Below are 22,892 nucleotides of genomic sequence, written 5' to 3' on the forward strand. Positions count from 1 at the left end.
GAGCCGCCGGCGGCCGCTACGGGCCGCTGGGGGCCGCTACGCCTTCCCGTCGGCCGGTTCCTTCGCCGGTGGCTCCTCCAGCCACTGCTCGAAGGAGCCGGCCGGCGCGTATCCGGCGTAGCTCCGCTCCTCCTCCAGCCGCCGGGCGGCGCCCAGGGTCACCACGTCCGGCGCGCCGTCCAGCACCCCACCGGAGGGGTCGTCGGTGCCGTCCCAGCGGACCGGGTCGCGGTCCGGGTACAGGGCGTCCCGGACCACCAGCACGACCAGGTAGAGCGTGCCGAGCAGGTGCAGCGCGATCGCGAAGTGGTACCAGGGCTCGCCGATGCCGTGCTGCTTGGGCCCGGTGACGAAGCCCAGGTGGGACCAGATGCCCAGGGTGTACAGCACCTCGCAGGCCTGCCAGACCAGAAGGTCGCGCCAGCGCGGCCGGGCCAGCGCCGCGAGCGGCAGCAGCCAGAGCGCGTACTGCGGCGAGTACACCTTGTTGACCAGCACGAACAGCGCGACCACCAGGAAGGCCAGCTGCGCGAACCGCGGCCGGCGCGGCGCCGAGAGGGCGAGCCACGCTATGGCCGCGCAGCCCAGCACCATCAGCACGCCGATGTAGAGGTCGAGGTCGGCCAGCCCCACGCCGCGCTGCTGCATCAGGATCAGCCAGAACGAGCCGTAGTCCTCGCCGCGGTGCTTGCTGAACACGTAGAAGGTCGACCAGCCCTGCCAGTTGGCCAGCATGATCGGCAGGTTGACCACCAGCCAGGCCCCGACCGCGCCGCCGAGCAGCAGCCGGAACTCGCGCCACTTGCCCGCCCGCCAGCAGAGCACCAGCAGCGGGCCGATCAGCAGCAGCGGGTAGAGCTTGGCCGCGGTGGCCAGGCCGATGAAGACCCCGGCCCAGCCCGGCCGGGAGCCGGACCACCAGGCCATCGCCACGGCGGCCAGGGCGACCGCGAGCAGGTCCCAGTTGATCGTGCCGTTGAGCAGCAGGACCGGCGAGAGCGCGAACAGCATCGCGTCCCAGGGGCGGCGGCGGTGGGTGCGCGAGAGCGCGACCGCGGCGACCACCGCACAGGCCATCAGCAGCCCGGCGTTGATCGCCCAGAACCACTGCTCCTGGGCCTGCTCGGTGCCGCCGCCGGGCGTCAGCCAGGCCGCGACCTGCATGAACAGGCCGGTCAGCACCGGGTACTCCAGGTACTGGAGGTCCCCCGTGGTGCCGGGGATGCGGTCCACGTACGGGTGCAGCCCGGCCGCGAAGCCGCGGCCGGAGAACAGGTGGGGGACGTCGCTGTAGCAGGCGTGGATGTACTGCGGCGAGCCCGGCTGGAACCAGGCCTGGTCGTAGCAGGGCAGGTTGTGCACCATGCCGAGCGCGGAGACCACGATCACCACCAGGGCCAGCACCCGCACCGGGATCCACCAGGAGACGCCGAGCAGCGCCCGCCGGCCGGGCGGGCCGCCGAACACCTCGCTGCCGGCCGCCGCCACCCGGTCCTCGTCCGCCGGGACGACCACGGTGTCGGCCGCCGGCACGGCCGTGGCGACGGCCGCCGGGGTGGGCCCTGCGGCGGCGCCGGGCCCGTCCGGGCCGCCGGTTTCGTCACGATCGCTCGACGTCATGCCGGACATCCTGCCGCACCGGATGCGCCGGGACGAGGAGGACCCTGCGGTGGTCCGGCGGTACGGACGGGGCGCGGGCGGCGAATCGTGACGAAACGGCGGTGGCGGCCCTCCGAGGAGGACCGCCACCGCCGTTGTCGGCTTCTCACCGGTCGGACCGGTCGGACCGGGCTACTACCCGGCCGCTGCGCCACCGCCTTGCAGGCCGCCGCCACCGCCGGCACCGCCGCCACCGGCGCCGCCGGTGCTGCTCGGGGTCGGCTTGCCGCCGGTGCCGCCGTTGCCGGCACCACCGTTGCCGGCGCCACCGTTGCCACCGGCCGGCGGCGTCGACGGGCAACCGAGGATCAGGTTGCAGGGGGTGTCCGTCGGCTTCGGCTTGTGGGTCTGGGTCGGCGGCGCGGTCGGCGGGCAGTCGACGGTCGGCACGCAGCCGCTGCCCTGGGTGGGCTGCGGGGGCTGCGGCTGGTTGGGCTGCTGGGTCGGCTGCTGGGTCTCCACCGTGGTCGGCGGGGTGGTGGTCGGGGTCTGGGAGGGCGTCATGGTGGCCGTGGACGGCGCGCCGGAGGAGTCCACCTCGGTGCCGACCGGCTGCGGGGTCGGGAAGTCCACCTTCTTCTCGTTGGCCAGTGCGGCCTTCATGTACCGGGTGAAGATGTCGGTGGGGATGTCACCACCGTGGATGGACTCCTTGCCGCCGGTGCCGTTGAGGGACTCCCGGTCGTGCTTGTTCGGGTCCTCGCGCCACATCGCGACGCTGGTCACCAGCTGCGGGGTGTAGCCGACCCACCAGGCCGACTTGTTCTGGTCGGTGGTACCGGTCTTGCCGGCCACCGGGCGGCCCAGGGTGTTGGTCTTGGTACCGGTACCGTTCTTGGCCACGTTCACCAGCACGTCGGTGACGTTGTCCGCGACGGCCGGCTCCAGCGCGACCTTGGCGTCCTTCTTGCCGAAGCCCGGGCGCTCCTTGCCGTCCACCTCGACCTTGGTGACCGAGTAGGGCTCGGCTTCCTTGCCGCTGGCGGCCAGGGTGCCGTAGCCGGTGGCCATCCGGATCGGGCTGATGGTCGAGGTGCCGAGCGGGAAGGTCGCGGTCTTCGGGTCGGCCAGGCTCTCCCGCTTGATGCCCATCTGCACGGCCATGTCGGCCACGGCGGGGCCGCCGACGTCCTGGTTGAGCTGGACGAAGGGCACGTTGTACGAGAACTGCATGGCCTGCCGCAGCGAGACGTAGCCGCGCTTGCCGGCGTCCTCGTTCTTCTGCCGGTAGGGCTTGCCGTCGTCGCCGATCACCAGCGAGCCGTCGGGCTTGCGGATCTCGGACATGTCGTCGGCCAGGTAGCGGCTGTCCGCGTTGATCCGCTTCGGCTTGCCGTCGGTGTCCTTCGCGGTCTGCACACCGGTCTGCATCGCGGTGGCCAGGACGAAGGGCTTGAAGGTCGAGCCGACCTGGACACCGCCGGCGTTGGCGTTGTTGTCGAAGTGGCCGTTCTCCACGCCGTCGCCGCCGTAGATGGCGACCATCGCGCCGTCCCCGGGCTTGATGCTGGCGGCGCCGAACTGGACGAAGGTGTCGTTGTTGGGCCGCTTCTGCGGGTCGAGGTTCTCGCCCTTGACGTCGTCGACGGCCTTCTTGAGGGCGTCGACCTTGTCCTTCTCGAAGGTGGTGTAGATCTTCAGGCCACCCTTGTCGAGCATCTGCTGGGTGATCGACTTGTCGGTGGTCGTCACGTACTGGTTGGCGGTGTCGACCAGGTAGCTGATCTCACCGTTCATGTTGGAGCTGGCCTTCAACGCGATCGGCTCGGGGAAGGTGGTGCACTTCGCCCGCTCCTCCGGAGTGGCGTTGTGGGTGGTCACCATCCGGTCCAGGATCCACTTCCAGCGCTCCACCGCGCGGTCGTGGTTGGCCGGCTTGGAGGGGTCGTAGTAGTTGGCGCCCTTCAACAGACCGGCCAGCATGGCACTCTGACAGAGGTTCAGGTCCTTGGCGTTGACCCCGTAGTACGCCTGCGCCGCGGCCTGGGCGCCATTGGCGTTGCGGCCGAACCAGCTGGTGTTGAGGTACCCCTTGAGGATCTCCTCCTTGCTGGTCTGCTGGTTGAGCTTGAGCGTGATGAAGAACTCCCTCAGCTTGCGGCTGATGGTCTGTTCCTGGCTCAGGTAGGCGTTCTTGACGTACTGCTGGGTGATCGTCGAGGCGCCCTGGGTCTCACCGCCCTTCGCCATGTTGTAGACGGCGCGCAGCATGCCCTTGGGGTCGATGCCGCTGTCGGTGCGGAAGGTCTCGTTCTCCGCCGAGATGACGGCGTTCTGCAGGGTGGGGTTGATGTCGTTGAGCTCGACGATCTGACGGTTGGTCTCGCCCTTGCGGGTCATCTCCGAACCGTCGGCCCAGTAGTAGATGGTGTTCTGGTCCTTCACCAGGTCCTTGAGCTGGGGCACCGTCGTGGTCTGGTACAGGTAGAACACGACGCCCACGCAGGCGGCGAAGCACACCAGGAAGACGCTGGAGACCAGCTTCCAGGACGGCAGCCAGCGCCGGAAGCCGGTCTTGCCGAACCGCGGGTAGTCGATGAAGCGCTTCTTGCCGGGGCCGGCCGCAGCGGCGGCGGAGGCGGCGGCGGCACCGCGCCGGCCACCGCCCTTCCCCTTCTTCTGGGAGGCCTTGCGCATCTCGGCGCGGCCCATCCGGGGTTGCTGGGCAGTCTCCCGGACACCGGGCGGACGCCGACGGCCGACGCCTTCCGAGCCCAGTTCGTCGGGGCCGGGGCCGCCCCGACGGCCGCCGCCTCCCGGCGGCTGCTGCCCGTCACCGCCCGAATTGGGCGTCCTTCGCCGTCGCTCGCTCATGTTTCCAGCCGCTCCTCGCCAGGCCCGGTCGGCCTGAAGGCAGGGTTCCTGTCCGATGCCCGGACCGCCCTAACCCCGGAGGTTGGTCCTCGTGCACACGCGACAGCGTACGCAGCGGGAAAACCTTCCTAATCGGGCATCAGGTGCCAATGCCCGCAAAACGGCAGCAGATCATTACACGGCCGTTGCCAACCCCACCCGCGCGTCGGCTTGTGATCACATTCACGCGTGCCCCCCTTGCTCGTTCCGGGGGTCGGGTTTACTGTTCTCGATATATCGAGCCGATACATCGAAGCGGTATACCGCCGAGGGAACGGCCGGAGCGAGGGTCGAGAGGGAGGAGGACGACGGCAGTGGGCAGGCGCTCAGGAGTGCTGGAGTTCGCCGTTCTCGGGCTGCTCCACGACGCCCCGATGCACGGCTACGAACTGCGCAAACGGCTCAACATCCTGCTCGGGGCACTGCGGGCGCTCTCCTACGGAACGCTCTACCCGTGCTTGAAGAGCCTGGTCGCCCAGGGCTTCCTGGTCGAGGACAACCCGGACGTCGAGTACGTCCCGGCCACCGCGCTCAACGGCAAGCGGTCGAAGATCGTCTACCGGCTCTCCCCCGAGGGCAAGCAGCGCTTCGAGGAGCTGCTCGCCGACTCCGGCCCGGAGGCCTGGGAGGACGAGCGCTTCGGCGTCCACTTCGCCTTCTTCGGTCAGACCGACCGGGCCGTCCGGATGCGCGTCCTGGAGGGCCGCCGCAGCCGGCTGGAGGAGCGCCTGGAGCGGATGCGCAACTCGCTGGCCCGCGCCCGCGAACGGTTCGACGACTACACCGTCGAACTCCAGCGGCACGGCCTGGAGTCGGTGGAGCGCGAGGTCCGGTGGCTCAACGAGCTGATCGAGACCGAGCGGGCCAACCGCACCGGCCGGACCGGGCCCGCCACCGGCACCCCCACCGGGACCGCCGGAACCACCGCCGTACCCCACACGACTTCGGACGGCCGTGGCCAGGAGACCGGGTCCTCCGACCCGTCCGGGCCACCGTACGACCGCCCGGGGCGCTCCGCCCAGGAGCGCTGACGCCGCGTCAGCCCTGTGCCGCGCGGCAGGAGTGGGCGCCTCGCGCCCGTACAAGCAGTCATTCGAAGAAGCAGGACGAGTGCCGTCTGTTCCGACGGCCCTCATGAGATCAGAGGGAGCAACCGGAATGGGTTCGGTTCGCGTAGCCATCGTGGGCGTGGGCAACTGCGCCGCGTCGCTGGTGCAGGGTGTCGAGTACTACAAGGACGCCGACCCGGCCGGCAGGGTCCCCGGGCTGATGCACGTCCAGTTCGGTGACTACCACGTCCGTGACGTGGAGTTCGTCGCCGCCTTCGACGTCGACGCCAAGAAGGTCGGCTTCGACCTGGCCGACGCCATCGGCAGCAGCGAGAACAACACCATCAAGATCTGCGACGTCCCGCCGACCGGCGTGACCGTCCAGCGCGGCCACACCCTCGACGGTCTGGGCAAGTACTACCTGGAGACCATCGAGGAGTCGGACGAGGCCCCGGTCGACGTCGTCCAGATCCTCAAGGACCAGCAGGTCGACGTCCTGGTCTGCTACCTGCCCGTCGGTTCCGAGAAGGCCGCCAAGTTCTACGCCCAGTGCGCCATCGACGCCAAGGTCGCCTTCGTGAACGCCCTGCCGGTGTTCATCGCGGGCACCAAGGAGTGGGCGGACAAGTTCACCGAGGCCGGCGTGCCGATCGTCGGTGACGACATCAAGTCCCAGGTCGGCGCGACCATCACGCACCGCGTGATGGCCAAGCTGTTCGAGGACCGCGGTGTCATCCTCGAGCGCACCATGCAGCTGAACGTCGGCGGCAACATGGACTTCAAGAACATGCTCGAGCGCGAGCGCCTGGAGTCCAAGAAGATCTCCAAGACCCAGGCCGTCACCTCGCAGATCCGCGACCGCGAGCTGGGCGCCAAGAACGTCCACATCGGTCCCTCGGACTACGTGGCCTGGCTGGACGACCGCAAGTGGGCCTACGTCCGCCTGGAGGGTCGCGCGTTCGGCGACGTCCCGCTGAACCTGGAGTACAAGCTCGAGGTCTGGGACTCCCCGAACTCGGCCGGTGTCATCATCGACGCCGTCCGCGCCGCGAAGATCGCCAAGGACCGCGGCATCGGCGGCCCGATCCTGTCGGCCTCCTCGTACTTCATGAAGTCCCCGCCGGTCCAGTACTTCGACGACGAGGCCAAGGAGAACGTCGAGAAGTTCATCCGCGGCGAGGTCGAGCGCTGAGCACAGCTCGGTTCGCGACCGTAGGACACCGGGCGCCGAGCTGACCGCTCGTAACGCGCCAGAAGGGCTCACGATCATCCGGTCGTGAGCCCTTCACGTGCGCGCAGCGAATGTTTCACGTGAAACGGTGCCCGGTTCCGTGGCACCCTGGGCGGGTGGCGATCACCGAGAACGGCAGCACCCACCAGTCCGCGCACCGCGCCACGCTCCTCGGTCTGCTCCGCGGCCGGGACTTCCGCCGGCTGCTCACCGCCCGGGTGCTCTCCCAGCTCTCGGACGGCGTCTTCCAGGTCTCGCTCGCCGCCTACGTGGTCTTCTCCCCCGAGAAGCAGTCCTCCCCCGCCGACATCGCCTCGGTGCTGGCCGTGATGCTGCTGCCGTTCTCGGTGATCGGCCCGTTCGCCGGGGTGCTGCTGGACCGCTGGCGCCGGCGCCAGGTGCTCTACTTCGGCAACCTGGCCCGCTTCGGGCTGGGCCTGGGCACCGGCGCGCTGCTCCTGGCCGAGGCACCGACCTGGCTGTTCTTCGCCTCGGCCCTGCTGGTCACCGCGCTCAACCGGTTCATCCTGGCCGGACTCTCGGCCGCGCTGCCCCGGGTGGTCGAGCAGGACCGGCTGGTCACCGCCAACGCCCTCTCCCCCACCCTCGGGACCGTCGCCGCCGCCCTGGGCGGGGGCGTCGGCTTCCTGCTGCACCAGCTGATGGCCCCCGGGCCGAAGGCGGACGCCGCACTGGTCACCGTCGCCTCGCTGCTCTACCTCTCGGCCGCGCTGGCCGCCCGCCGGATGGACCGCGACCTGCTCGGCCCGGACCAGCACGGCGAGCGCCCCGCGCTCGGCCAGGCACTCGTGGGGGCCGCCGTCGGGCTCGGCTCCGCCGTCCGCCACCTGGTGCGGGACTGCCGCCCGGCCGTGCACGCGCTGGCCGCCGTCACAGCGGCCCGGTTCTGCTACGGCGTGCTGATCGTGGTCGTGGTGATGCTCGCCCGCTACACCTTCAACGCCCCGACCGACAGTGCGGCCGGGCTGGCCACCCTCGGCCAGGCGGTCGGGCTGTCGGCCGCCGGGTTCTTCGTCGCCGCGGTGGTCAGCCCCTGGTGCACCCGCCGGCTCGGCCTGGCCGGCTGGATGACGGTCTGCCTGCTCGCCCCGGTGGTCTTCGTCCCCGCGCTGGGCCTGTTCTTCGCCCCGGTGCCCACCCTGGCCGCCGCGCTGCTGCTCGGGGTGGTCACCCAGGGCACCAAGATCTGCGCCGACACCGTGGTGCAGGAGTCGGTCGAGGACGAGTTCCGCGGCCGGGTGTTCGCCGTCTACGACGTGCTGTTCAACGTCGCCTTCGTGGCCGCCGCCCTGGTGACGGCCCTGGTGCTGCCGCTGTCCGGCCGCTCGGTCACGGTGGTGGTCGGGGTGGCGGTGGTGTACGGGCTGACCGCGGTGTTCTACCTGCGGGCCGCCCGGCGGTCCGGCCCCCTGCCCGGCGAGGCCCACTGACACCGCGCGGTACCGGAATCGCAACCGGTTCGTCCCGGACTCCGGTTGCGGCCACCGGACCGATTGCGTCCGACCCGGTCGCTAAGGTACGTAAACCTGTCGGAAGGACAGCACTCTGTCTCGGGGGACGAACTGATGAGCACACCGACCGGACCGTACGGGCCGCCGCCACCCGCGGCACCGGGCTTCGGTCCGCCCCCACCCGGCTACGCCCAGGCGCCGTACGGCGGGCCACCCGCCCAGCAGCCGTACGCCCCGGGCCCGTACGGCGGCCCGCCACCGAGCCCCCAACCCCCGTACGGCCAACCCCCGTACGGCCAGCCGCCGTACCCCCAGCCGCCCCACGGGCAGGCGCCGTACGGGCCGCAGCCGCCCGCCGGGCCGTACGGCTACCCGCAGCCCGGTGCGGCCGCCGCGGCGCCGCCCGCCAAGCGCGGTGCCCGCGCCAAGCTGCGGATCGCCGGGGCGGTCGGCGGCTGCGTGGTGCTCGCGGGCGCGTACTTCTTCAGCAGCCCGAACGTCAGCAGCGCCAAGCCCGGGGACTGCGTCCGGGTGAGCGGCTCCCGTGACGTCGAGATCGTCAAGTGCACTGATTCCCGGGCGAATTACAAGGTGCTGTCGAAGTTCACCGGCACCACCGACGTGACCCGCTGCCGGCAGACCCCGCAGACCACCAGCGCCGTCTCGGGCAAGAGCGGCCGCCGCTGGAACAAGACGCGGTACGTGCTCTGCCTCGGCCCCCTGACCCCCACCACCGGCTACCCGCCGGTGAAGAAGTCCTGACCCTTCCACCACGTCCTTGTTCCGGGGGGATCCCTTGTCCGCTCCGCCTCCGCCCCAGATGCCCTACGGCCCGCCACCCGGTGACGGCAACCCGTACGCCAGCGGCCCGTACGGCGCCCCGCCACCGCCGCCCCCGCCGGGGTACGGCTACCCGAGCGCCCCGCCCCCGCCGGAGCAGCCGTACGGCGCCCAGCCGCCCGGCTACGGCTACGGCTACCCGCCGCCGGCCCCGATGGACGGGGAGCACTGCCGCTTCTGCGGCGGCTTCCCGGCCGTGCGCGCCACCGTCCGCGGCCACCAGGGCCTGCTGATCGCGTTCCGGATGCTGCGGATGCACGGCCCGTTCTGCCGCACCTGCGGCACGGCCACCGTGCGCGACATGTCCGCCAGGACGCTGGTCCAGGGCTGGTGGAGCTGGATCTCGCCGATCCTGACCGTGATCACCCTGCTGATGAACCTCGGCGCCCACAACCGGATCAAGCGGCTGCCGCCGCCCATGCCGGGCACCCACGGCCCGCAGCTGGACCCGGGCGCCCCGCTGGGCAGCCGTCCGCACGTCGCCATGCTGCTGGTGCCGGTCTCCCTGCTGGTCACCGGGGTCCTGCTGGCCACCGGCGTGATCGGGCCGAAGCAGGACTCCGGCCCCGTCGCGGGGCCGACGACGACCAGCACGGTCACCTTCTCGCCGTCGCCGCGGCCCACCTTCAGCTACACCCCGCCGCCGCCGCTCCCGGTGCCCAGCTTCTCCCTGCCGAGCATCACCCTGCCGCCGCCCGCGACCCCGGCGGCCAAGGACGACGTCGACAGCGCGGGCATCGGCGACTGCCTGCGCAACGAGAACTCCAGCAACGCGACCGCGGACGACCACCCAAAGATCACCGTGCTGCCCTGCACCGACCCCAAGGCCCAGTACAAGGTGGTCTACAAGTACTTCGCCACCTCGGACGAGAAGGCCTGCGAGAAGCAGCCGAAGTCGGACAGCACCTACACCCGCACCTACACCAAGCTCCCCGCGCTGAACTACGTGCTCTGCCTCAAGCACATCAACGGCTGACCGGACGCGAACGCGGCGGTCACCGTCCCCTCCGGGACGGTGACCGCCGCGCGGTGCGTCCGGGGCGTCGCCCGGGTCAGCCCTGCTGCTGCTCGGCCCACCAGGCCCGCAGCGCCGCGACCGCCTCGTCGGGCTCCATCGGGCCGTGCTCCAGCCGCAGTTCGAGCATGTGCTTGTACGCCTTGCCGACCAGCGGGCCGGGCCGCAGCCCGAGCAGCTCCATGATCTGGTTGCCGTCCAGGGCGGGGCGGACGGCGTCCAGCTCCTCCCGGGCCTGCAGTTCGGAGATCCGCTCCTCCAGGCCGTCGTAGGTGCGCGAGAGCGCGGCCGCCTTCTTCTTGTTGCGGGTGGTGCAGTCGGAGCGGGTCAGCTTGTGCAGGCGCTCCAGCAGCGGCCCGGCGTCGGTGACGTAGCGGCGCACCGCGGAGTCGGTCCACTCGCCGCCGCCGTAGCCGTGGAAGCGCAGGTGCAGCTCGACCAGGCGCGAGACGTCCTCGGTGAGCTCCTTGGAGTACTTGAGCTCCCGCATCCGCTTGCGGGTCATCTTGGCGCCGACCACCTCGTGGTGGTGGAAGGAGACCCGGCCGTCCGACTCGAAGCGGCGGGTGCGCGGCTTGCCGATGTCGTGCAGCAGCGCGGCCAGCCGCAGGCTGAGGTCCGGGCCGTCCTGCTCCAGGTCGATGGCCTGCTCCAGGACGGTCAGCGAGTGCTCGTAGACGTCCTTGTGCCGGTGGTGCTCGTCGCTCTCCAGCTGCAGCGCGGGCAGCTCCGGCAGCACGTGCCCGGCCAGGCCGGTGTCGACCAGCAGCCGCAGGCCCTTCACCGGGTGCGCGGCGAGCAGCAGCTTGTTCAGCTCGGCCTGCACCCGCTCCGCCGAGACGATGGTGATCCGCTCGGCCATCGCGGTCATCGCGGCGACCACCTCGGGCGCCGGGTCGAAGTCCAGCTGGGCCGCGAAGCGGGCGGCCCGCATCATCCGCAGCGGGTCGTCGGAGAAGGACTCCTCGGGGGTGGCGGGGGTGCGCAGCACCCGGGCCTCCAGGTCCTCCAGGCCGTGGTGCGGGTCGACGAAGCCGCGGCCGGGCAGGTCGACGGCCATCGCGTTGACCGTGAAGTCGCGGCGGACCAGGTCCTGCTCGATGGTGTCGCCGTAGGTCACCTCGGGCTTGCGCGAGGTGCGGTCGTACGCCTCGGAACGGTAGGTGGTGATCTCGATCAGGAAGGACCCCTCGGGGGTGTCCTTGCGGGCGCCGACGGTGCCGAAGGCGATCCCGACGTCCCAGACCGCGTCCGCCCAGCCCTTGACCAGCTTGAGCACCTGCTGCGGCCGGGCGTCGGTGGTGAAGTCCAGGTCGTTGCCGAGCCGGCCGAGCAGCGCGTCCCGCACCGAGCCGCCGACCAGGGCCAGCCGGTGCCCGGCCGCGTGGAAGCGGCGGGCGATCTCGTCGGCGACCGGCGACACCCGCAGCAGCTCTTGCAGCCCCATCGTCTGGGCCTCGCTCAGGCCTGGGACGACCTGGACGGCGGTGCTGGAACGGTCGGTGCGCGCGGTGGGCTCATTGGCAGTGGACACGGCTCACAAGGGTACGTGCCCCGGAAGGTCAACCGCCCGCGCGTTTTGGGCGTCTCACCCCAGAGCCCGCAACACTGCACGCCAGGCTGGATCGTTACCATGCCGGTGGACGGAGCGCGGACACCGGAACCGGGGATGCGGTGTCGCGTGCCGCCGTGCCGACGGATCCCTCCGCGGCAGCAGGGTGGCGTACGTCGTCGAGCGAAGAACGTCGAGCGAGGAACGTCGAGCGGGGAACGTCGGGCGACCGCGCCGGACGGACAGCATCAGCAGCGAGCGAGCGAACAGAACGGCGAGGGCGAAACGAGTGAGTGAGCCGGCACGGCACTCGGGCCTGGGGGCACACCGACGACCTGGGCGGGCCGCGAGCCCGACCGAACCCCCCACCGGGGAACGGCGCACCGGCGGCCGCGCGCGCCGCTTCGCCGCCGCCTGCGGTGCGCTCCTGGCACTGGTCGCGGCCGCCCCCGCCGCGGCCCTGCCGACCGGCGGCAACGTCCGTCCGACCGTCGACTCGACGGCCACCGCGGAGTACCCGGTGGTGCTGACCATCGAGACGGTCACCCCGCAGCTGGCCGTCCAGAACGGCACCGTGTCCATCACCGGTCACGTCACCAACTCCGGCAAGTCCGCCCTCAAGGGCGCCCACGCCGCGGTCCGCAAGCCGGTCTCCAGCAAGCCCCTGCAGCGGCGCAGCGAGCTCCAGGGCGTGGCCGCGCGGACCAGCCCGCGGGGCGACGACGGGACGGAGCTGGACAGCCCGCAGTACGCCCTGCCGGAGCTCAACCCGGGCCAGAGCCTGCCGTACACCCTGAGCGTCGCGGTGAGCGACCTCGGCTTCTCCGAGAGCGGCGTCTACGAGCTCGCGGTGGACGCCTGGGGCTCGACCGCCGACAACCCGCGCGACCGGGCCCTGGGCATCGCCCGGACCTTCCTGCCCTACTCCCAGGGCAGCAGCGAGGCCCAGCCGACCAAGGTCGCCACGCTCTGGCCGCTGGTGCACGCGCCGGTGCTGGCCGCGCAGACCTACGCCGAGGGCGACCAGAACCTCTCCGTGCTGCGCGACGACAGCCTGGCCGCCGACTTCGCGCCGGGCGGCCGGCTGTACGAGCTGGTCGACACCGGCGCCAAGCTGAACGGGCTGACCTGGGTGGTCGACCCGGACCTGCTGGACGCCGCGTTCGCGATGACCAAGCCGTACCGGGTGCAGAAGCCGGGCACCGAGGGCTCGGGCAAGTCCGCCAAGGACGAGAACACCGTCGGCCGCCCCGCCTCGGCCGCCGCCGACGCCTGGCTGAACAAGCTGCGGGCGGCCGTCGCCAAGTCGGGCAGCCAGGTCGTCTCGCTGCCGTACGCCGACCCGGACCTCGCCTCGATCGCGCACAACGGCGCCGACCTCAGCGGCATGGGCACTGCCCTGAGCAAGGCCGCCACCGCCGGCCGGCTGACCGTCGAGGGCCGGCTCGCGGTGGACACCCGCTCCGACGTGGCCTGGCCGTACCAGGGCTACCTCGACCAGCAGATCGCCGGCATCGCCCGGCAGGCGGGCAGCAACCTGGTGCTGGTCAACGGCGCGAGCATGCCCGACCCGGACTCGGTCAACTACACCCCGACCGCGGTGCGCCCGATCGGCAACGGGCAGAACGCGGTGGTCGCCGACGACACGGTCTCCGGGCCCTTCCAGAAGGACCTGAGCACCCCGAAGGACCAGACCGACGCGACCCAGCGCTTCCTCGCCGAGACCTACGCGATCACCCACGAGCAGCCGCAGAACCAGCGCGGCCTGCTGGTGATGCCGCCGCGCGAGCTGACCGTCAACACCGCCAAGGCGCTGGCCACCGCCCTGCAGACGGCCGGGGACAAGTGGCTGGCCCCGGTGAAGCTGGACGTGCTGGCCCAGGCCGCGCCGGACCCGAAGGCCAACACCGGCGTCCCCTCGCCGGCCGACTACCCGACCCAGGCCCGCGCCTCCGAGCTGCCGGCCTCCGCCCTGAGCGGCACCGACGAGATCCAGCAGAAGCTGGACACCCTGATGCGGGTGCTCACCCTGCCGCAGCGGGTGCGCGGCCCGTTCAGCGCCGCGATGGTCCGCTCGCTGTCCACCGAGTGGCGCGCCCAGGCGCCGGCCGGCGACGCCTACCGCACCGGCGTCACCAACTACCTGAACGAGCTCACCACCGCCGTCCAGGTCCCAAAGAAGAACGTCGTCACCCTGGCCGGGAACACCGGCCAGCTCCAGGTCAGCGTGCGCAACGACCTCACCCAGACGGTCACCAACCTGCAGCTGCGGCTCACCTCGATCCAGCCGAACAGACTGCGGGTCGGCCTGCCGGAGCAGCTCGTCCTCCCCGCCTCGCAGAGCGTCACCCTGCGCTTCAACGCCGAGGCCCGCAGCAACGGCCCGGTCACCATGGTCGCCCAGCTGTGGACCACCGGTCCCGACTCCCGGCCCTACGGCCAGGCCCAGACCTTCACCGTCGAGGTCACCTCGGTGACCAACGGGGTGCTGTACGTCTTCGCCGGCGCCGCCGTGCTGCTGGTGCTCGCCGCGCTGCGCTTCATGCGCCAGCGCAAGCGGCGCGGCGGGCAGCCGCACGAGGACGGCGACCAGCCGGTCGGGGACGACCCGGCGGACGGCGACCCGGCGGGCACCGCCGAAGCTGAGCCCGCCGAGCCGACCGACCCGGACGGCGCCGCGGCGGACCGGCCGGAGAACGGCGCCGCGGACGGGGGGCCCGCACAGACACCGCGCGCCAGCAGCCCGGATGGCCGGGATCGGACCGCCAGTGATGAGAAGGTTGGTCCTTGACACCGCCGACCCCCCGCAACCCCGGGCCGGTCTCCCCCCACAACAGCGAAGAGGTGACATGACCGGGCGCAGCGAGGAGCGGCCGCCGGGCCGCGGTGAGAGCCGGCCGGGCGCCGAGTCGCCGTCCGGCGACTGGTACGTGGCCGACACCTACGCCCAGGACCCCTACGCCGCGCAGGCGTACGGGACGGCGCAGGACGGTCAGGACCCGTACGGCCTCCAGGCCGGACGGCCCGCCGCGGCGCCGCCGCCGGTCACCGCGTACGACGTGCCGCCGCAACTGCCGCCGCAGGGCGGCGGCTACCCGACGCCGGTGCCGACGACACCGTTCTCGCCCCCGGTCCCCCCCGTGCAGCCCGGCTGGGACACCCCGATGCAGGCCGACTGGCCGCAGCAGGCCGCCCCGGCGGCACCGGTCTCCACCCCGGCCCCCGGAGCGTGGAGCCAGCCGCAGCCGCAGTGGGAGCCGGGCCCGGCGCACTCCGCCTGGGACACCGAGACCACCGAGTACGTCGGGGTGGACGCGCTCTTCGGCAGCGGCCGGGCCGACGCCGCGGCCCAGCCGCCGGTCCCCCAGCCCGCCCCGGCCCCGCAGGCCGCCCCCGTGCCCCCGGCCTCGGCGGTACCGCCGGGCGCGCCCGCGCCGTACCCGCCGATGGGCGGCTACCCGGGGCAGCCGCAGCACGGCGGCCACGACGGGCAGCGGCCGTTCGTCCCGCCGATCGAGTTCGACCCGCCGCTCTCCGAGGAGGAGGCCACCATGCAGGTGGCCGCCGTGGCGGTGCCCCCGGCGGTCGAGCCGCTGGCGGACCTCGCCGAGGAGCAGGCCGCCCGGCCCGCGGCCGAGCCCGCCCCGGCCTCCGACGGCGGTGGCGGCAAGGTCGCCGGCCTGCTGAGCTCCAGCGCGATCATGGCGGCCGGCACCCTGGTCTCCCGCGGCACCGGCTTCCTGCGGACGATGGTGATCGCCGGCGCGATCGGCATCGCGGTCATGGGTGACTCGTACAACGCAGCGAACACCCTGCCGACCCTGCTGTACATCCTGATCGGCGGCGGCGCGCTGAACGCGGTCTTCGTGCCGCAGCTGGTGCGCAGCATGAAGAACGACGAGGACGGCGGGACGGCCTACGCCAACCGGCTGCTCACCCTGGTGATGGTCGGACTCGGCGGCGTGGTCTTCCTGGCCGTGCTCGGGGCGCCCCTGCTGGTCCAGCTGATCGCCCATCCGATGATGACCAACCCGGCCCGTGCCGAGACCACGGTCGCCCTGGCCCGCTACTGCCTGCCGACCATCTTCTTCATGGGCGTCCACGTGGTGATGGGCCAGATCCTCAACGCCCGGGGCCGGTTCGGCGCGATGATGTGGACCCCGGTCCTCAACAACATCGTGGTGATCTTCACCTTCGGCGCCTACATCTGGGTCTACGGCGGCTTCAACGGCACCCAGATCACCCCGGAGAACATCACCCCGGAGGGCGTCCGACTGCTCGGCCTGGGCACCCTGCTCGGCCTGGTGGTCCAGTCGCTGGCGATGATCCCGTACCTGCGGGCGGCCGACTTCCGCTTCCGGCCGCGCTTCGACTGGCGCGGCCACGGCCTGGGCAAGGCCGCCCGGCTGGCCAAGTGGACCTTCTTCTTCGTGCTCGCCAACCAGGCCGGCTACCTGGTCATCACCCAGCTGGCGACCGCCGCCGGCAGCGCCGCCGAACAGGGCGGGCACGGCGGTGTCGGCCTCTCGGCCTTCTCCAACGCCCTGCTGATCTGGCAGCTCCCGCAGGCCGTCATCACCGTCTCGATCATGAGCGCGGTGCTCCCCCGGCTCTCCCGCGCGGCCGCCGACGAGGACGCCGGCGCCGTCCGGGACGACCTGTCGTACGGGCTGCGCACCACGGCGGTGGCGGTCGTCCCGGCGGCCTTCCTGTTCCTGGCGCTCGGCCCGGCGATCGGCCGCTCGATCTACGCGGTCGGCGGCGGCGGGACGGCCCTGGACAACGCGACCAACGTCGGTCTGATGCTCTCGGCCTTCGCCCTCGGGCTGATCCCGTACTCCGCCCAGTACGTGATGCTGCGCGGCTTCTACGCCTACGAGGACACCCGGACGCCGTTCTCCAACACCGTCTGGGTGGCGGTCTGCCAGGCCGGCTTCTCGCTGGTCTGCTGGGTCGCGCTGCCCGCGCAGTGGACGGTGACCGGCATGGCCCTCGGCTACGGCCTCGCCTACGCCGTCGGAGTGATGGTCGCGGTGCCCAAGCTCAAGAAGAAGATCGGCGGGCTGGACACCAAGCGGATCGGCAAGACCTACAGCCGGCTGGCCACCGCCTGCGTCCCGGCCGCGGTGGTCGGCCTCGGCGTCAGCCTGGCGGTCCAGCAGGTGCTCGGCGGCTGGCCGGGCAGCGTGCTGTCGGTCCTGCTGGGCGGCGGCCTCCAGCTGCTGGTGTTCGTGTTCATCGCGAAGCGCCTGCGGATCGAGGAGATGAACGCCATGCTGGGCATGGTCCGCGGCCGACTGGGCCGCTGAGTCCGAGCACAACCGGCCGGACGAGCGGGCGCCCTGACCGGGCGTCGACCAGGGCTGACACCGCCCCCGCCCGTCCGGCCGCAGCACGGGCCGCCCTCCATGACCGGACACGCCCGGGCCGCCACGTGGCGGCCCGGTGTCGGATCTGCACCACATCTCTCCACCGGTATGCAACCGAGCGGACCCTTCAGCGGTCGTACCCGGTGGTGAAGAGTGGGCACAATTGTCCTGGAGCACAGGGCGGCCAATCCGCGGGCTCCAGCGACTCTCTCAGGCCGGGGCGACACAAGGGGAGGCAGGACCACGGTGGCTGATGGCACCAAGGCGGTCGTCGACACGTCAACAGCTGACGCGGCGGCGGACGAGGCCGCGCTGGCTGCGGCGATCGACGAGCTCGGGAGCGGGAACTCCGCCCCGGCGGGCTCCGCCGACGCCTCCTCCACGGACGCCCCCGGGAACTCCTCCGCGGACTCCGTGGAGACCCCTGACACGGCCGGCGCCGAGAGCAAGGACGACGGCGAGGACGACAGCAAGGACGGCGACGAGGACGGTCCGACCCCTGAGGCCACTGAGGCCCCGGCGGCCGCGGTGAGCGAGGAGACCTCGGAGATCACCGCCCCGCTCTCCGTCCACGAGATCGCCGCCGAACTGGCGGCCGGCCCCCCGCGGAAGAAGCCCGCTCCCGCACCGCAGCCCGCCTCCGACAAGCGCCGTCCGACCGACCCCCAGCCCACCCTCGACCCGCGCGACACCGCCACCCTCCCGCGGACCCTGCCCGCGCCGATGCGGCACAGCGGCGACAAGATCGGCCACCGGTACCTGCTGGAAGAGTGCATCTCCCAGACCGAGACCTTCAGCAGCTGGCGCGCCGTCGACGAGAAGCTGCGCCGGGCCGTCGGCGTCCACCTGATGGCCTCCGGCCACCAGCGCGCCCGCAAGGTGCTGGCCGCCGCCAAGTCCGCGGCCCTGCTCGGCGACCCGCGCTTCGTCCAGGTGCTGGACGCCGTGCAGGAGAACGAGCTGGTCTACATCGTGCGGGAGTGGCTGCCGCACGCCTCCGACCTCGCCAAGCTGCTCGCCGACGGCCCGATGGAGCCGCACGAGGCGTACCAGATGGTCCGCCAGGTCGCCGACGCCGTCGCCGCCGCGCACCGCCGCGGCAAGGCGCACCTGCGGCTCACCCCGCGCTGCGTGCTGCGCACCGACAGCGGCCAGTACCGGATCAACGGCATCGCGGTGGACGCCGCCCTGCGCGGGCTGCCCGCCGAGGACTCCACCGGGGACGCCGCCGAGGACGCCCAGCGCACCGACACCCGGGCGATCGGCGCCCTGCTCTTCGCCGCGCTCACCCACCGCTGGCCGTACCCCGAGGACCGCTACGACCTCAAGGGACTGCCCAAGGACCTGCAGAACGCCGCGCCGGACCAGGTCCGCGCGGGCGTCCACAAGGGCCTGTCCGAGCTCGCGGCGCGCGCCCTGTTCGACCACCCGCCGCACCACGCCGAGCCGATCACCACCCCGGAGGAACTGGTCCGGGCGATCGCCAAGCTGCCCCGGATCCGGCAGCCCGAGCCCGAGCTGCCGGCCTTCCCGGCCCCGCCCCGGCACCACGGCCACGCCCTCCCGACCGCGCCCATCCCCACCCGGGTGGCCGACACGACGGTCGCCCCGCTGCCGGCCTCCTCCCGGCCCACCGCCGCCCGGCGCACCAGGCGCCGGCTGCGCCGGGTGGTCAAGGCCACCGCCTGGACGGTCGCCCTGGGCGCGATCGGCGTCGCCTCCTGGCAGTTCGTCGGCAGCCTGCGCAACAGCAACCAGGCCGTCGCCACCCCGCAGACCTCGATCAGCAGCACCGCCGCGAGCGCCCGCCCGACGGCCCACACGCCGGTGCCGATCCAGATCAAGGGCGCGGAGTCGTACAACCCGCTGGGCGACGGTCCCGAAGGCACCGACAGCGTCAAGAACGCCATCGACGGCGACCCGAACACCGCCTGGACCACCGGCTGGTACGTCGACCAGCTCGGCCCCAAGCCGCCCGCCCTCAAGGTGGGCACCGGACTGCTGATCGACCTCGGCTCACCGCAGTCGGTGTCCTCGGTGACCGTCCAGTTCAAGGACGGCGAGCAGGCCGCGGAGGTGCGCGTGCCCAACGCGTCCGCCGCAGCCAACCCGACCGCGGCCAGGCCGGAGAGCTTCTCGGTCGTCGCGGCCAGGAAGGCCGGCCTCAACGTCGACTACGCCCTCGAATCGCCGGTCACCACGCGTTACCTCTTGATCTGGCTGACCTCTCTGAACAAGGATTCCGACGGCAGGTACCGCGGCCACGTCGCCGAGGTAAAGGTCTCCGGCTGACCGCACGGTCCAGACCCGGAACGACCCGCAGCGACAAGGGGTGACAGTGGCGGACGACGACGCGACGCTGCTCGCCCGGCACGTCGCCGGCGACCAGGAGGCCTTCGGCCTGCTGGTGAACCGCCACCGGGACCGCCTCTGGGCGGTCGCCCTGCGCACCCTGGGCGACCGCGAGGAGGCCGCGGACGCCCTCCAGGACGCCCTGGTCTCCGCCTTCCGGGCCGCCGCCGGCTTCCAGGGCCGCTCGGCCGTCACCACCTGGCTGCACCGGATCGTGGTCAACGCCTGTCTGGACCGCGCCCGGCGCAGCGCCACCCGGCGCACCACCCCGCTGGACGAGGACCCGCAGCGGCTGGACCGCCTGGTCGGCTCCGCCGAGCCGGCCGACTCCCCGGTGGTCCGGGCCGAGGTGCAGCGCGAGCTGACCGCCGCGCTCGCCGAGCTGCCCCCCGAGCAGCGGGCCGCGCTGGTCCTGGTCGACATGCAGGGCTACCCGGTCGCCGAGGCCGCCGAGCTGCTGGGCGTCCCGGTCGGCACCGTGAAGAGCCGTTGCGCCCGCGGCCGGGCCCGGCTGCTCCCGCTGGTCCGGCACCTGCGCGAGAGCGACGGCGGGGACCGCGAGGACGGCGACAGCAACGGCGACAGCAACGGCGGCGGACGGAACGTTTCACGTGAAACACCGGCCGGCCGGCCCCCGGGACGCACCGCCCCCGACCCGTCCGGCACCGCCCCGCCCCCGCCGGACCGGACCAGGGGGAACCCGACGGGCCCCCGCACCGTCACAGGGACAGGCACGAGCACCGGCCGCACGATGCTGGAAGGAGACGCGAGCACCCGATGAACGCCCCCCTCTCCTCCCCCGGACCCGCCGCCCACCCCTCGGTCGACGAGCTGGCCGACCTCGCCGAGGGCCTGGTCGAGCCCGCCGGGGCCGCCGAGGCCCTGCAGCGGCACCTGGACGGCTGCGCCGAGTGCCGCGGGACCGTCGAGGCGCTGGCCGAGGTGCAGGCGCTGCTCGGCACCGTCGAGCCCGAACCGATGCCCGCCGACGTCGCCGCCCGGCTGGACGCCGCCCTCGCCGAGGCGGCCCGCGCCGACCGCCCCTCCCCTGCCCGGCCCACCGCAGGCCCCGAGCGGGCCCCCGCCCCCGCCACCGCCCGCCGGACGGAGCTCCCCGCCGCGCCCGTACGGGCCGCCGCGGCGCCCTCCGCGCCCCCCTCGCGCCCGGCCTCGGCCACCGGCCCCGGCCGCCCCCGCCCGCGCCGCCGCCGGTTCGCCCTGCTGCTCGGGGCGGCCGCCGCGCTGGCGGCCGTCGGGCTGGGCGGGGCCCTGCTGCTGCACCAGGACGACTCCGCCACCCGCACCTCCGCCGTCTCCGCGGCCTCGGCGGGCACCGCGGGTTCCCCCGGCGAGCAGAGCGCCCGCACCCCGCACCTGGCGGGCCCCGGCACCGTCTACCGGGAGGACCAGCTCGCCGCCCAGGTGCAGCAGCTGCTGGACCGTTCCGGCTCCCAGCCCGGGCTGCGCGCCACCGGGCCCGCCAAGTCCGGCGCCGCGCCCGCCGACGGCTCCGGGCCGGAGCTCTCCGGCCCCGCCTCACCCGCCGCACCGGTCTCCCCCGCGGCCTGCCGCGCCCCCGCCCCGGGCACCCCGCTGGCCACCGACCGGGGCAGCTACCAGGGCTCCCCGGTGGACGTCCTGGTCTACCCCGCCGCCGGTCGGCCCGGTTTCGTGGACGTCTTCCTGCGCTCCCCCGACTGCGGCCCGGTCGTCCTGCAACGGACCGTCCCCGGCCACTGAACGGCCCTTCGCAGCCACCGGACGGCCGTTCCCATGCGATCGACGACCAGGGCGGCACGCCGCTTCCGGAGTTCGGGCGCCTGGTACTGATCCGCCTGGGAATGCGAGAGACTGGTCAGTCGTTGTCCCGGGCGGCGGAGCAGGACCGCCCTCCCCGCAGCAAACGCGGGTCGCGATGCGAACCAGGAGAAGCAGTGAGCGACGTCCGTAACGTGATCATCATCGGTTCCGGCCCGGCAGGCTACACGGCCGCGCTCTACACGGCCCGCGCCTCCCTCAAGCCGCTGGTCTTCGAGGGAGCCGTCACCGCCGGTGGTGCGCTCATGAACACCACCGAGGTCGAGAACTTCCCGGGCTTCCGGGACGGCATCATGGGCCCCGAGCTGATGGACAACATGCGGGCGCAGGCGGAGCGCTTCGGCGCCGAGCTGATCCCGGACGACATCGTCGCGGTGGACCTCACCGGTGAGATCAAGACCGTCACCGACTCCGAGGGCAACGTCCACCGGGCCCGCGCCGTGATCGTCACCACCGGCTCCCAGCACCGCAAGCTCGGCCTGCCCAACGAGGACAAGCTCTCCGGCCGCGGCGTCTCCTGGTGCGCGACCTGCGACGGCTTCTTCTTCCGCGACCAGGACATCGCGGTGGTCGGCGGCGGCGACACGGCCCTGGAGGAGGCGACCTTCCTCTCCCGCTTCGCCAAGAGCGTCACGATCATCCACCGCCGTGACAGCCTGCGCGCCTCCAAGGCGATGCAGGAGCGCGCCTTCGCCGACCCGAAGATCCGCTTCGAGTGGAACAGCGCGGTCGAGGCCATCCACGGCGACCCGAAGCTGACCGGCGTCACCCTGCGCGACACCGCCACGGGCGAGCTGCGCGAGCTGCCCGTCACCGGCCTGTTCATCGCGATCGGCCACGACCCGCGCACCGACCTCTTCAAGGGCCAGCTGGACCTCGACGGCGAGGGCTACCTCAAGGTCGACGCCCCCTCGACCCGGACCAACGTCGAGGGCGTGTTCGGCGCCGGCGACGTCGTGGACCACACCTACCGCCAGGCCATCACCGCCTCCGGCACCGGCTGCTCCGCCGCGCTGGACGCCGAGCGCTACCTGGCCGCGCTGGACGACGCGGAGAACAAGACCGCCGTCGCGGTCTGACCTCCCCGCCACCGACCGAACCCCGCGGGGGTGTTCCACGTGAAACACCCCCGCCCCGGCCAGGCAGAAACAGAACGGGCCCGCCCGTTGTTCACCTGGCAGCAGCCCCCTCCGTCCTAACCCGAGGAGTCCCCGTGGCCGGCGCCACCACCACCGTCACCGACGCGACCTTCAAGTCCGACGTCCTGGAGAGCGACAAGCCCGTACTGGTCGACTTCTGGGCCACCTGGTGCGGCCCGTGCCGCCAGGTCGCCCCGGTCCTGGAGGACATCGCGGCCGAGAACGGCGACAAGCTGACCATCGCCAAGCTCGACGTGGACGCCAACCAGGTGACCGCCGCCGAGTACAACGTGATCTCGATCCCGACCCTGATCCTCTTCAAGGACGGCCAGCCGGTGAAGCAGATCACCGGTGCCCGTCCGAAGGCCGCGCTGCTGCGCGAGCTGGACGGCCTGTTCTAGGCCTCCCGGTCACTCTCCCGGTCCACCGACCGGACGGCGGGGGGGGGGGGCCCGGCGGGGGGGGCCGCCCCCCCGCGGGGCCCCGCCGAAAAGCGCGGGGGGGGGTTTAAACAAAGGGGCGGCGGGGCGCGATCGCGCGGGT

General features: G+C 72.7%; 15 protein-coding genes. 12 read left to right on the top strand and 3 right to left on the bottom strand.

The features are described from left to right. Positions 1 to 36 precede the first annotated feature (36 nt). Complete coding sequence (locus ACFC1T_RS03275; protein ID WP_375882885.1) at positions 37 to 1,620, bottom strand: glycosyltransferase family 87 protein; 1,584 nt, start codon at positions 1,618 to 1,620, stop codon at positions 37 to 39. A 174-nt stretch (positions 1,621 to 1,794) separates the two neighbouring features. Next, the gene (locus ACFC1T_RS03280; protein WP_375882888.1) at positions 1,795 to 4,311 is read right to left on the bottom strand and encodes a transglycosylase domain-containing protein; all 2,517 of its coding nucleotides are present in this window, start codon (positions 4,309 to 4,311) and stop codon (positions 1,795 to 1,797) included. Between the two features lie 515 nt (positions 4,312 to 4,826). Between ACFC1T_RS03280 and ACFC1T_RS03285 the strand changes: the two genes are divergently transcribed. From ACFC1T_RS03285 to ACFC1T_RS03305, 5 genes are all read left to right on the top strand, one after another. Then, positions 4,827 to 5,543 carry a PadR family transcriptional regulator gene (locus tag ACFC1T_RS03285; RefSeq protein ID WP_375882891.1) on the top strand — a complete coding sequence of 239 codons (717 nt, stop codon included), beginning with the start codon at positions 4,827 to 4,829 and terminating at the stop codon, positions 5,541 to 5,543. 127 nt (positions 5,544 to 5,670) lie between these two features. After that, positions 5,671 to 6,753, top strand: coding sequence for an inositol-3-phosphate synthase (locus ACFC1T_RS03290; protein WP_375882892.1), 1,083 nt, complete (start codon positions 5,671 to 5,673; stop codon positions 6,751 to 6,753). Between the two features lie 155 nt (positions 6,754 to 6,908). Then, positions 6,909 to 8,243 (top strand): MFS transporter, encoded by a 1,335-nt coding sequence (locus tag ACFC1T_RS03295; protein ID WP_375882894.1) that lies wholly within the window; start codon positions 6,909 to 6,911, stop codon positions 8,241 to 8,243. A 135-nt stretch (positions 8,244 to 8,378) separates the two neighbouring features. Further along, positions 8,379 to 9,026, top strand: coding sequence for a hypothetical protein (locus tag ACFC1T_RS03300; protein WP_375882897.1), 648 nt, complete (start codon positions 8,379 to 8,381; stop codon positions 9,024 to 9,026). Between the two features lie 34 nt (positions 9,027 to 9,060). After that, positions 9,061 to 10,080, top strand: coding sequence for a hypothetical protein (locus ACFC1T_RS03305; RefSeq protein WP_375882900.1), 1,020 nt, complete (start codon positions 9,061 to 9,063; stop codon positions 10,078 to 10,080). A 76-nt stretch (positions 10,081 to 10,156) separates the two neighbouring features. Here ACFC1T_RS03305 and ACFC1T_RS03310 read toward each other — a convergent pair whose 3' ends face one another. Beyond that, positions 10,157 to 11,566 carry a CCA tRNA nucleotidyltransferase gene (locus tag ACFC1T_RS03310; protein ID WP_375882935.1) on the bottom strand — a complete coding sequence of 470 codons (1,410 nt, stop codon included), beginning with the start codon at positions 11,564 to 11,566 and terminating at the stop codon, positions 10,157 to 10,159. Positions 11,567 to 11,960: 394 nt separating this feature from the next. On the opposite strand from ACFC1T_RS03310, the gene ACFC1T_RS03315 reads away from it, so the two are divergent. From ACFC1T_RS03315 to trxA, 7 genes are all read left to right on the top strand, one after another. After that, entirely contained in the window at positions 11,961 to 14,462 is a 2,502-nt protein-coding gene (locus ACFC1T_RS03315) for a DUF6049 family protein (protein ID WP_375882902.1), read from the top strand. 58 nt (positions 14,463 to 14,520) lie between these two features. After that, the gene (murJ, locus tag ACFC1T_RS03320) at positions 14,521 to 16,980 is read left to right on the top strand and encodes a murein biosynthesis integral membrane protein MurJ (protein WP_375882904.1); all 2,460 of its coding nucleotides are present in this window, start codon (positions 14,521 to 14,523) and stop codon (positions 16,978 to 16,980) included. 306 nt (positions 16,981 to 17,286) lie between these two features. Then, positions 17,287 to 19,332 carry a protein kinase family protein gene (locus tag ACFC1T_RS03325; protein ID WP_375882905.1) on the top strand — a complete coding sequence of 682 codons (2,046 nt, stop codon included), beginning with the start codon at positions 17,287 to 17,289 and terminating at the stop codon, positions 19,330 to 19,332. 46 nt (positions 19,333 to 19,378) lie between these two features. Further along, positions 19,379 to 20,173 (top strand): RNA polymerase sigma factor SigM, encoded by a 795-nt coding sequence (gene sigM / locus ACFC1T_RS03330; RefSeq protein WP_375882907.1) that lies wholly within the window; start codon positions 19,379 to 19,381, stop codon positions 20,171 to 20,173. Next, a complete protein-coding gene (locus ACFC1T_RS03335) occupies positions 20,170 to 21,132 on the top strand; it encodes a hypothetical protein (RefSeq protein WP_375882909.1) in 963 nt (320 codons plus the stop codon). The genes sigM and ACFC1T_RS03335 overlap by 4 nt, the downstream gene beginning before the upstream one ends. A gap of 194 nt (positions 21,133 to 21,326) precedes the next feature. Further along, the gene (trxB, locus tag ACFC1T_RS03340) at positions 21,327 to 22,289 is read left to right on the top strand and encodes a thioredoxin-disulfide reductase (protein ID WP_375882911.1); all 963 of its coding nucleotides are present in this window, start codon (positions 21,327 to 21,329) and stop codon (positions 22,287 to 22,289) included. A gap of 134 nt (positions 22,290 to 22,423) precedes the next feature. Next, a complete protein-coding gene (trxA, locus tag ACFC1T_RS03345; RefSeq protein ID WP_375882914.1) occupies positions 22,424 to 22,750 on the top strand; it encodes a thioredoxin in 327 nt (108 codons plus the stop codon). The last annotated feature ends 142 nt before the right edge of the window (positions 22,751 to 22,892 follow it).

The organism is Kitasatospora sp. NPDC056076 (genome assembly GCF_042266305.1).
Classification (GTDB): Bacteria; Actinomycetota; Actinomycetes; order Streptomycetales; family Streptomycetaceae; genus Kitasatospora.